The organism is Paraburkholderia sp. CNPSo 3076 (genome assembly GCF_026343935.1).
Lineage (GTDB): Bacteria > Pseudomonadota > Gammaproteobacteria > Burkholderiales > Burkholderiaceae > Paraburkholderia > Paraburkholderia nodosa.
On sequence record NZ_JAPMAL010000074.1, the window covers coordinates 1 to 10691 of the forward strand.

Annotated in this window: 10 protein-coding genes and 2 pseudogenes; 8 read left to right on the top strand and 4 right to left on the bottom strand. The window is 58.6% G+C overall.

Annotated elements, in window-relative coordinates; all coding sequences use genetic code 11:
• Positions 1-563: transposase (locus tag M3A49_RS40940; protein ID WP_266233847.1), on the top strand; the 563-nt coding region annotated here is incomplete at its 5' end.
• Positions 564-1114: 551 nt separating this feature from the next.
• Here the strand turns inward: M3A49_RS40940 and M3A49_RS40945 are convergent.
• Positions 1115-1663: pseudogene (locus M3A49_RS40945) on the bottom strand (transposase); the annotation flags it as partial.
• 29 nt (positions 1664-1692) lie between these two features.
• Between M3A49_RS40945 and M3A49_RS40950 the strand changes: the two are divergent.
• Positions 1693-2697 carry a PLP-dependent cysteine synthase family protein gene (locus M3A49_RS40950; protein ID WP_254319223.1) on the top strand — a complete coding sequence of 335 codons (1005 nt, stop codon included), beginning with the start codon at positions 1693-1695 and terminating at the stop codon, positions 2695-2697.
• Positions 2698-3013: 316 nt separating this feature from the next.
• On the opposite strand, the pseudogene M3A49_RS40955 reads toward M3A49_RS40950, so the two are convergent.
• Positions 3014-3247: pseudogene (locus M3A49_RS40955) on the bottom strand (IS110 family transposase); the annotation flags it as partial.
• A 220-nt stretch (positions 3248-3467) separates the two neighbouring features.
• Between M3A49_RS40955 and M3A49_RS40960 the strand changes: the two are divergent.
• Positions 3468-3779, top strand: coding sequence for a transposase (locus M3A49_RS40960; protein ID WP_254319222.1), 312 nt, complete (start codon positions 3468-3470; stop codon positions 3777-3779).
• A 165-nt stretch (positions 3780-3944) separates the two neighbouring features.
• A complete protein-coding gene (locus M3A49_RS40965) occupies positions 3945-4481 on the top strand; it encodes a Mu transposase domain-containing protein (RefSeq protein WP_266233848.1) in 537 nt (178 codons plus the stop codon).
• A gap of 115 nt (positions 4482-4596) precedes the next feature.
• Here M3A49_RS40965 and M3A49_RS40970 read toward each other — a convergent pair whose 3' ends face one another.
• Complete coding sequence (locus M3A49_RS40970) at positions 4597-5844, bottom strand: helix-turn-helix domain-containing protein (protein WP_266233849.1); 1248 nt, start codon at positions 5842-5844, stop codon at positions 4597-4599.
• Positions 5845-5892: 48 nt separating this feature from the next.
• The gene (locus tag M3A49_RS40975) at positions 5893-6549 is read right to left on the bottom strand and encodes an SOS response-associated peptidase (RefSeq protein ID WP_266233850.1); all 657 of its coding nucleotides are present in this window, start codon (positions 6547-6549) and stop codon (positions 5893-5895) included.
• A 146-nt stretch (positions 6550-6695) separates the two neighbouring features.
• Here M3A49_RS40975 and M3A49_RS40980 point away from each other — a divergent pair, with 146 nt between their 5' ends.
• From M3A49_RS40980 to M3A49_RS40995, 4 genes are all read left to right on the top strand, one after another.
• Positions 6696-7214, top strand: coding sequence for a hypothetical protein (locus M3A49_RS40980; protein WP_266233851.1), 519 nt, complete (start codon positions 6696-6698; stop codon positions 7212-7214).
• Positions 7215-7755: 541 nt separating this feature from the next.
• Positions 7756-8304, top strand: coding sequence for a hypothetical protein (locus M3A49_RS40985; RefSeq protein ID WP_266233852.1), 549 nt, complete (start codon positions 7756-7758; stop codon positions 8302-8304).
• Between the two features lie 209 nt (positions 8305-8513).
• Positions 8514-9230 carry a hypothetical protein gene (locus M3A49_RS40990; RefSeq protein ID WP_266233853.1) on the top strand — a complete coding sequence of 239 codons (717 nt, stop codon included), beginning with the start codon at positions 8514-8516 and terminating at the stop codon, positions 9228-9230.
• 210 nt (positions 9231-9440) lie between these two features.
• Positions 9441-10397, top strand: a complete 957-nt coding sequence (locus M3A49_RS40995) for a RelA/SpoT domain-containing protein (RefSeq protein ID WP_266233854.1) — start codon at positions 9441-9443, stop codon at positions 10395-10397.
• The last annotated feature ends 294 nt before the right edge of the window (positions 10398-10691 follow it).

Consider the following 10691-nt stretch of genomic DNA (forward strand, 5'->3'; position numbering starts at 1 on the left):
GGGCCGGACACAAGAGCTTTGTACGCAAGAATGGCGACGATCAGGACAACGACGGTGGCGGTGCGGGCGATTTCAAGGGCGAGAAACGCAGCAACGAGACACATCAGTCAAGAACCGACCCAGATGCGCAGCTCTATCGCAAAGGCAAAACGGCCAGCGAATTGCGGTACATGGGCCATACGCTGACCGATAACCGGCACGGCCTGGTGGTCAACGCGCGCGTGACACGCGCCGACGGGCATGCCGAGCGCGAAGCGGCCAAGATCATGATCCACGACGCACGGCAAGCGGTGGAGGATCCGGACGCGGAAATCACGCTGGGTGCAGACAAGGGTTACGACGCACAGGAATTCATCGAGGCGTGCCAGCAGATGAAGGTCACGCCGCACGTTGCGCAAACACTGCGTAAGTTGGTCGAACAAGGTTTCGGCTGGGCCAAGACCGTGGGGCGCATGCGCCAGGTGATGGTGCGTGGCTTGAAGAAGGTGGACCAGATGTTCGTGTTGAACATGGCGGCCTACAACCTCGTGCGCATGCGATCGCTGGCACAGTTCCGTCCATAGTGGCGGGAAAAGGCGCCAATGAGGCCAGAAGTCGGCCTCACAGCGCTTTAAAAAGGTTGATTCGCGTTGAAATTGCACAATGCGAAAGATTTAGCGACGGCGGCCGCGGAGATCGAGGAAGGCCGCATCCGTCGAGGGTGTATTTCCGCAACCTGCTAGGTCAGGACAAGCCAACTTCAATGGCGCGATAACGCGCATAAGGTCGCTGTTGATCGTCCCGCTTGGGTGGCGGGGCACGTAGGTGCTATTCGTTCATCTGACTGTGTGGAATGCGCCGAAAGCCAGCGCGCAAGTCGTTGCCTCACTGAAAGGCCTTCCGTATTCGGATCCTTCTTGAGGGTATGAAGTTGACTGGCCTCATTGCGCTGTGACAAGGGGGACAAGCGGGAAGCCAAGAGGCGGGGAGTAGTCGATGCCGGAGATCGTTTTCCTCACCGCATGCATTTTTGCGTGACATGAACCGGGAAAATACTGGAAGGATATTTCGGCGCGGAGATGGTGAATGCTCTTTGCATTGTTATAGAGCCTGTAGAAGGAAGTCGAAAGATTGTTCAACCGATCGCCCCATCGTGCATCTCTGGCGTGTTAGGTGCTCTATTAATCAGGTCTACGAAATGAACCAGAATCAGTACGGAGAAGACTACAAAGTGCAGCCCGGCGAGGGTCTCGGGCAAGCGCTCGTAGTCTGGCGCAAGCTGCCGAAATCGGTTCAGCCAGCCGAAGCTGGGCTCCACTACCCAGCGTCGTGGCAACAGAACAAAGGCTTTCTTCGCCTCCGCCAACTCGATTACCTGAAGTTCGATTCCCTCATCAAGCGCTGCCTGCGCGGGCTCCTCACCGGTATATCCCTGATCGGCGAACGCTACCTTGACCGTCTGGCCCGTGGCCTGCTAAACCTGACGCGCCAGTTCCCCGACCTGCGCGCGCTCCTGTTCGTTGGCCGGCGTCACATGCACAGCAAGCAACTGTCCCAATGTATCAACTGTCATGTGAACTTTGCTGCGTTGTTTCCGCTTGTAACCGTCGTAACCTGCGCGAGGTTCCCTCTCGCAGGCCGACTGCAGCGTGCGCCCGTCGAGAATGACAGCGCTGGGATAGGCGAAACTTCACCAAGATTGGGAGTAGATAGATGATCGTCAATAGCATTCTAGATACCATCGGGCATACGCCCCTGCTCAAAATTCCTTTGCGCGGTGAGGAAGTTAACCTTTATCTCAAGCTGGAGATGTTCAATCCGTCTGGATCAATGAAGGACCGGATGGCGTTGAGTATGCTAAACCATCGTCCACGTGCATTGAATAAAGATGCTTCTGATATAGTCGAATCTTCTTCTGGGAATACGGCTAGCGCATTGGCGATGATTTCAGCTGTGCGAAGAATAAACTTCACAGCTCTCATGGACTCTCACGCAAGCCTTGATAAAATTCTTACTGTTCGTGCGTTCGGAAGCAATGTCCAGATCGTTGGCGGCGGAGACGGTGTTTTAGCGACTGATATACGGGACCGAGAGGCAATGAGAATTTCCTGTGAAGAAGGCGCCTATTGGACTGAACAGCACAACAATCCCGCAAATGCAGCCGGTTATGCTGGACTCGCTGCAGAATTGCTTGACGACCTGGGCCCAACAATTACGCATCTTGTTTGCGCAATCGGTACCGGCGGGTCACTATGTGGTTCTGCACGCCAGTTGCGGACGCGTATTCCTGAGCTCCAAGTAATCGGGGTTGAGCCCGCCGGAAGCATCATCTTCGGCGGTGAGGGTCTAGATTACCTCCAATCGGGGACTGGCACGCCTGAAGGTGCTGAAGTGGGACTGGCCATTGACTACGGCGTAATAGATTCGGGCCGCAAAGTGAGCGACCGCATGGCCTTTTCGACATGCCATTATCTCGCCCAGCGGCACGGTTTGCTGGTTGGCGGATCAACGGGGGGGGCGGTCTACGAGGCGTTCAGTGTGGCTCGACGCGCACCGGTTGGATCGCGTATCGTAACAATAGTCTGTGACAGTGGTACCAAGTACCTGGACACGGTTTTCAATCAAGACTGGTTGTCGATCCATGGGATACAAATTATCGATATTGAAGAGCATTTCGAGGGGCTCATTGCGGACGCCCGCAGGCGGCCTCAAATCTGAAGCGCAACACCGTTTGATATAAGGTGTCGCGATGGCACTGTCATGCATGGACGCCCCCGGTTTGCCAAGCTTCACGTTGTGATGGTTCAAAGGTCGTGATTGCAGCCATGCATCCGGACTTCAGTGCCGAGCGCAGGCCGGCTGTCCCTGATGGAATATGCTGACGAGGTCCCGATCAACTTGGCGAGCCTGGTGCTCTTTGACAGTGTTGGGTTTGGCTCGTCACGGTCTGACCTGTCTTGCCATCACGTCATGATTGCCTTGGCAATCGGTGGAAGTGTCCCTCCGTTCGCTACGAACTTCGTGCCGTTCGAGGCTAAATATTTGGTATCGCGGACTCATGGTCGGGTCGCGACGTTCGCTCGTGAGTCAGCAGAGCCCACACGATCCGCGCGTTCTTGTTGGCCAGCGCAACGGCGGCCACATTGGAATTGCGTCGCTGCAGCAAACGGGATAGCCATCCTTCCTTGTCGCTCCTGCGTCGGGCCGCGTGGATGACAGCACGCGCTCCGTGGATCAATAACGTTCGCAAGTACGTGTCGCCTCTTTGATATGACTTACTGTTACGTCTCGCGGTAACCGGGGTTCGGCATCGCGAGATATTCGAGACGAGACGGCGCCGATTGTCGCGGGCTGGTCGAGTAGAAGTCCTTGCTCAACTGATTGCGGGTTTTCCGAAGGGGCCGAATTTGTCTGCGAGCCCCACCGGGAATGGCTTTCGGAGCTGGCGAGGGGGGAGCGGTTAAAGTGAGGGCTTTGCGGATGCGAAAATGGCTGCAAACCATGGCCGGCAGGCGATTCCCACGAAATTGAGTGAAGCGCAGTTCGGGCAACTTGTCTTGCCGCACCTGAGCCGGGGCCGGCGCGGCCCGCCGCCGACGTTGCCGTTACAGAGGATGTTCAACTACGTCCTGAAGGCGCTCTATATGGGGTGTCAATGGAAGATGCTGCCGATCGAAACGGATGCAAAGGGGCTGCCTGAAATCCACCACACCCGGCGTGGTTCATCCCGGCGTTACACAGGCAGGGCAGAAATGAAAGTGCGGGTAATGTGGCCCACTTTAATTTTGGCGTCCCCATGACTTCATCCGTCTGCCCTGTTTCCGTAAAACCGGCTGGCTGCGACCGCAAGATGATGGCCGTTCGCGCCCTGGCGGGCGCTGAACCCGTCAGCGCCGTGGCCGCCCGCCACGGTGTCAGCCGTCCACTCGTCTATCGCCAGATGCGCAAGGCGAGCGCCGCGCTGGATGAAGCCTTTTCGCCAACGCGAAGACGCCGACAAGGTCCTGTTCTCGCTGCGGGTGACCCGACGATGGCTGGAGCAGGTCATCCTCGCACTGACGATGATCGGTCACGCCTCGATGCGCGGCGTCATCGAATTCATGAGCGACCTGCTGGGCGTGTCCATCAGCCTGGGCACCGTGCACAATGTTCACCAGCGTGCCGCGCAGCGGGCGATGGCCATCAACAACAGCATCGACCTGTCGGCCATCCGGGTGGGACTGCACGACGAGATCTTTCAGGGGACCCGGCCGGTTCTTACCGGCATCGATGCGGCTTCCGCCCGCGAGCAGCCCAGCCTGCTCGCCTTGCCGGAGAATCCGTACCCGTGCGAACTGCAACTGGCCGTGAATGTCGGCAAGCAGCCATACGTGCGCTTCGACCTGAACGACTACACCATCCCGCATACGCATGTGCGGCGCACGCTCACGGTACGGGCCGATCCGCACCAGGTACGAATTCTCGACGGCGCCGATCTGCTCGCCACCCTCGCGACGCGATGACGCCCGACACGAACAATCGCTGCTTTGCCAGAATCGTCGGCGAGGCCTCGATCATCCAGCCCTGATACTCCGCGAATCGTTTCATGGCGATCTCCCGCCGACTACCGTCGACAGTCTATTCGTTGTGCGCTAAGGCACTGCTTCTTTGGCCGGCGGGGTAGCTATGGTCTTGCTCACGGTTCCGGGTTCCAGATAACGACCTGGCTGTGGTCGATCCCGACGCGTTCCAGGCTATGTCGATTGCGGGCCCCGCTAGCACGGCTGGATCGACGGTCGGATCCTCGACATAACGCAACGACGAAGCGAGATCAACGAGGTTGGCGGGCAACTCGGGGAAGCCTGGGAGACCGGTGCCTGGCCGCCGGATGGCAACGCGCATGCCGCGCACATTCAGTACGCTCACCGACAAGTACAGCGGGGCGGGGATGCCTAGCGTGGTGAGGGCCTGAAAAGCCACCGGGAGACCGTTCTGAACGAGCGACGGTTCATACTGGGCCGGGTAAATCGTCGGTAGCGGCGGGTTGCCTTCCTCCTCGATCGCGAGGACGCTGACCATCTCGATGGAGCCATCACGGAACAGCTGCGCGAACGCATAGTGTCGATCTTCGCGATCCGTGTTGCTGGTGCAAATCACGCCTTCGAAATTTGCAACCGGCCGACCGAGTGGATAGGCAGCCGGCTGGGCTCGCTGCAGGTCCGCGGCGGCCGCCTTGAGTTCCTCGATTGTGTGCCCCTCACGCCGGGTGAGCGACAGCACTGGTAACAGGTGCACGACAAGCAGTGGCTGCTCGGGCACGGTCGGAACCTGGGTCTTGCCGCTGCGAAGCAAGGCCAGCCGGCGGTCGCGAACGGCTAGTGCCCGGTCGGCAAGGCCTTCCGAAAACGCGAACGCTGTGCGGACGGCGTGGATGTCCATGGTTTCCTTGCCAACGGAGTTGCGCAGGTAGAAGTGGTTGTTGCGCTGCAAACGATGCGGCGCATTGGGACTTGGTGCCACACGCAGGACGACGACGTGGCCACCTTGCGCGAGCGGCACCGCATGCGAGAGCAGACTGGTTGTGACACGCGGCTCGACGGCGTCGCGCAAGAAGTTTGTAAGCGCGAGCAGCTGCTCATCCAGGTCGGCAATATGCAACGGAACGATCTGCGTAGCGACACCTCCATCCTCTCGGATCCCGAACACCAGGTCGCCGCCGACGGTGTTGGCGAACGCGCAGACGTCCTCAGCCAGTGCCTGCTTGCCGTCTCTCGTGAGATCAAGTTGTGCCTTGAAGTCGAGCGTTCGGCTCTCGCGAAATGCGTCGTCGATCAGCCGCTGGATGATCGCTTCGTTGACATCTTCGAGTTTTGCGAGCGGAATCATGATGGCCTAGACGGGGTGAGAGGAAATGAATGACATATATTGCATGAGCTAGGCATCAGCTGTCTTTGCTTTGCGCGGCGGAGCCGGATCTGCCTCGGCATGCATCGAGCCGGCCGGATAGAGATTCAGAAAGGTCCGGGCTTCGTCCGGAGATTTCACGCTCAGCCAGTCGTCGTATTCATCCGGCCGCACGATCACCACGGAGCGCTTTTCACTTCCCGGCTTGTGGAAGCGTTTCATCAGCGGATGCTCTTCGGCATTGAGCGTCAGCATCGTGAACGACAGTGCAGGCCCTTCTGGTTCATTCCACTCACGCCACAAACCGGCGACTGCGAACGGCTCACCATTGCTCATGCCGATGCGCCACCTCACGGCCTTCCCGCTTTCGTAATTCGGCTCGTAGATCGCCTCGCAGGGGATGAGGCACAGTTGCAATTTCTTCCATGCACCGCTGAACGAGCGCTTCGCCCCAACTGTCTCGGCCCGAGCATTCATCGTGTCGAACACCTTCACGCCTTCCGGTATGTGCCTGCGCGGAACGATGCCGAATGTCGCGAGCTGCGCCTTGTTGCCAGAATCGGCGCGACGGATGATCGGTGCCGAGTAATCCTTGTAGACCTCTTCGCGCCACGGACTGTCCGGAGCTTCGACGCCGAAGTGCTTGAACAACTGGTCGCGGCGAGCTGCTGCGTAGTTAGTGCACATATAGGACTCCTGGAGGTGACCTCTTCGATCCGGTCAACCCATAAATGGCTACCTTCGACGTACGCGCCCTACTTCTGGTCGACCAACGGTAGTCGAATACCGATCGGTCATGGTACTGTATATTTATACAGTATTCGAGGTGTATCGTGGAGCCGCTCTGGGAATGGAAATGGGCGTACTGGGACGAGAAGCAGAACCGCTTCGAGCAGACCCCGGTATGGATGACCGATGCCGAAGCATGCGCCGACTTCTGGGCCTACTCCGACCAGCGGTCGTACAAGGTCGAGCATACGAAACGTGACCGTCATCGCGTGGCGGCTCTCGCCCTGGTCGAACCACCTGCCAGCGATGTGGACTGGGCCAGGGAGGCCAGGCAGCGAGCCGAACGCAGCCGCTACGGACTGCCGCCCTTTGCCACGCCAAGCTACGAGGAGTTGCGGCGCGCCTGGAAGGAGAACCCGGCGTGTCGCCGGTTCGCACTCGAAGTCCAGCTCGATCGCTATGCATTCTCAGAACTCGAGGCGATGGTCGCAGAGGAATACTGGCATCTGTCCAAGGACAGCGCGACGATCGAGGATGGCCGCAAGGCCTTCGCCCGCGTGCGCCGGCGGCTGATGGCTGAGCTCAACCGCATCGGCACCATCGATTCGAAGAGGAAGCGTTAAGAAACGCTGAGACCCGCTTCCCGCGAAGTCCGTACGCTTGCACGCAATAGTGGACAAATACCGGACGCGCCAATATTTCTACTGACCTATGCTCGAAATCAGTATTGCGTGGGGGGGCGTCGTGAGGACAATAGTTCGTCGCACACTGATCGTCCTTCTCTGGATTATCACGATCGCGATGATCCTTGAACTTCAAATTGGGACTCGGCCATACGGCGTGGCCGCGCCCGCTGTCGGAACGAAGCGAAATCTGCCTGACGACACTTTTCGGCCCGTCGTCCGATGTCCCCCTGGCCAATCGCTCTCCTGCAGCTCGGCGGGATGCACGTGCCTCAAAGCAGTACCACTGACCCTAGAGGGAATAGACGTACACGGTCATCCACAATACAGAAATGAGAGTGCTGGAGGCGGCGCTGCCGGTCGGTCTGCCGGCAGCGTTGTTGGAGGCGGAACACCGGGCCGCAGCAGCATCGGTGGCGGTGGCGGTGGCGGTGGCGGCGACAGTTCCAGCCGTCCCGCTACCACCGGAGGCTTTTCCGATGTGAATTCCGCGCTCTCGGCATCGATAGATGCGCCGGCGGCATTCAATACGCCGCCACCAATGAACATCGACGATCCCCCAGCGCCGGTCCAGCTAACCATTGCCCCGGAAAGGACGCGAGAAGCGGTCGCGAAATTGGTTGAGGCGCCCGGTATCGTGGAGAGTCACGACGTACGAATCTCATCTCGGATGAAGGCCACCCTTTCTGGTGCATCAGACGCCGTCGCGTTCACGGACCTGTCGCCTGCGCTGCAGGCGGTTAGTGATGAGGCACCCACAACTTGGAAGTGGACCGTCAAGCCGCTGAAGCCTGGAAAGATCCCTCTGCACGTCGAACTCGAAGCCGAGCTCAAAGTGGACGGTGTTGTAACACCCCGTCTTGTAGACGTGTATGACGGCTCGATGGTCGTGACGGTGACTGGGATTCAAGGCCTTGAGGAATTTAGTAAAGAGAATTGGAAGTGGCTATGGACCGCGATTCTTGTCCCGATAACGGGGGTTTTCTGGAAGCGAAAAGAGAAGCAACCAGAGGCCTCCGCCGACGACTGACCGTGAAGAATTCTGCAAGACCTGAAAGTAAGAGCGTCACCGCGATCCCGCTCTGCCGCGTACCGGCGCACCGAGGGCAGTGAAAGTATCACTTCGTGCAGTCGGCACTGCCCTTCTGTCTTCGGCCCAGGAACGGACATTCGCACATGACCGGTTTCGGGTAGTCTTCATGTAGTGTCTGCCTGTCAAATATCGCTCATCGCCTGAATATGCAATCCGAGTATCTTGCCCGTCTTAGTGAGCCAGTCCGACAGTTCGTCCTTGAAGTGGAGGAAGGCGCGGGTGTTGAAATCAATGTAATTCTCGATCCGAAGCTGAATGAAGGCGGAACTACTGATCAGGGCAACCTCGCAGTCGTCGTCAAGGCCCAAAGCATTCAACTCTTTGCACCGACCAATGGATACTTTCCCGATGGAGCGGTTCGACATGAAGTGCTGCATGTGCGGCGGTTTCATGTTGACGGGGTTCCAAAGCTGGCTTTTGCCGATAGCGAACCATGGGACAAAGGTTTCTCGGATGCGCTGGGCGAACTCGATAATGCCATCGAGCACGTACTTACCGTTCCTGAGGAACTTCGCTTTCATCCAGAACGCCGCGAACACTGGGAGACCGTGATGCACGATGTCTGTTTGGGGTTTCCCGGTGTGCCTGAGTGCGAGCGGCGCCTCGCGGTCTGTCTGCACTGGACATTCTTGCGTCATGTCCTGCCTGACGCGCCCGCTGTTGGAATCGCAAGAAGTTTTGCCGAGAAGCATGCATTGTTAGAATTGGCCGACCACTTTGCAGATCGGTTCAAATCGGTAGCGGCTAGCAAGGAGGAGCTTGTGCGCCTCGTCTTCCGCACCTTCCCCGAAATCCCGAAGAATCGTGCGGCTTTGGAATACATAAACAGCATGAGTGGTACTAGCCAGAAGCCAATTCCATAGCGACTCGCGGCCGGATCCGGCGACGCGAACTGTGAAGACCCTGGCATCAGGCGTCACGCGGCGGTCGGTGTAGACTCTGGGTCGCATGAAGAAGCGCGAACAAACATAACGGGGCCGGCGATGCAGTGGGCGATACCAGAAAACAGTCGCGAAAGGGTGAATGCAGCGGGGCGTACGCTCGTAACCGGCATCGGCGACACAGCGGATAGCATGGATCGCTATCTCGAAGCGTATGCCGTGATGTCAAACTGGCGTGCATCCCACCAGTTCCCGCTGAACACGTTCAAGATCAATCTGCGCGAGCGCGCCAGAAGAATCGACGAGCACGCTTTCGTGGCCCAGCGCCTGAAACGCGCGCCGTCGATCATCGCCAAGCTGAGTCGCTTCCCCAACATGCGTCTTACCCAGATGCAGGACATTGGTGGATGCCGGGCCGTCCTCTCTACACTGCACGACGTGACGCTGCTACGAGACGCACTTAAGAGCAGCCGGATCAAGCATCGACTGGTCAACGAGAAGGACTACATCACGACCCCCAAGGAAGACGGATACCGCGGTATTCATCTCGTCTACCGCTATGTGAGCGACAGGAAGGAAACCTACAACAATCACTCGGTCGAGATCCAGATCCGGACCAACCTGCAGCATGCCTGGGCGACCGCCGTCGAAACCGTGGGTACCCTGATCGGCCAGGGACTGAAAGCCGATCAGGGCGAGAAGGTGTGGCTCGACTTTTTTGCCCTGGTCTCCGCGGCGTTTGCCATCCGCGAGGGCGTCAATGGCCCTCGAGAGTTTGACGAGCTCCGGACCATCCTGCGCGAGATGGAGCGCGAGCTGCATGTCATCGACAGGCTGACTGCATTCCAGCGCGTGATGAAAGCCGCGATCGCCGATCCCGATCGACGCCTCGCGGCCTACTTCCTGATGGTCCTGGATGCGCGCAACGAAGAGGTCAACGTTCTGTCCTACGCGTCCGACGAATTCGACCAGGCGACTGCGGAGTACAAACGCGTCGAGGAAGCCGCAAAGCCCGGCGTCGATGCGGTACTGGTGGTAGCAGATTCGGCTCACGCGCTGCGAGTGGCTTATCCGAACTACTTCGGCGACACGTCGCTGTTCATCGCCGAGCTCCGGAACATCATCGCGGACATCGACCAGTACGACTAGTCGACTGCGTCATTGAAATGGCACTGGTCTAATTCGCCGAGATGGATCGTCGTATTTCCATTTAATCGGCCGGGGATTCTTGTAGTGGGTAGCCGCATTCCCTCTCGGAAACGCGGCCCCCGAAGAACCGTACGTGCGAGCTTTCCCCGCATACGGCTCGAGCACAGCATTAAGCGTCGCATTAACGCCGGTCTCGCCAACTGCACGAGCCCTTCGCAAGCGTCACATTGTTGACTCGCCTCATCGCTGAGACGAAGGGCGCTGAACCGTAGTGATACCGGGTCTCTCACAAGC

What these genes read in the sequence shown, in the direction of transcription:
- M3A49_RS40950 (WP_254319223.1), top strand. Translation starts at nt 1,693, where the DNA reads ATGATCGTCAATAGCATTCTAGATACCATCGGGCATACGCCCCTGCTC.
- M3A49_RS40960 (WP_254319222.1), top strand. Translation starts at nt 3,468, where the DNA reads ATGGCTGCAAACCATGGCCGGCAGGCGATTCCCACGAAATTGAGTGAA.
- M3A49_RS40965 (WP_266233848.1), top strand. Translation starts at nt 3,945, where the DNA reads ATGAAGCCTTTTCGCCAACGCGAAGACGCCGACAAGGTCCTGTTCTCG.
- M3A49_RS40970 (WP_266233849.1), bottom strand. Translation starts at nt 5,844, where the DNA reads ATGATTCCGCTCGCAAAACTCGAAGATGTCAACGAAGCGATCATCCAG.
- M3A49_RS40975 (WP_266233850.1), bottom strand. Translation starts at nt 6,549, where the DNA reads ATGTGCACTAACTACGCAGCAGCTCGCCGCGACCAGTTGTTCAAGCAC.
- M3A49_RS40990 (WP_266233853.1), top strand. Translation starts at nt 8,514, where the DNA reads ATGCAATCCGAGTATCTTGCCCGTCTTAGTGAGCCAGTCCGACAGTTC.
- M3A49_RS40995 (WP_266233854.1), top strand. Translation starts at nt 9,441, where the DNA reads ATGGATCGCTATCTCGAAGCGTATGCCGTGATGTCAAACTGGCGTGCA.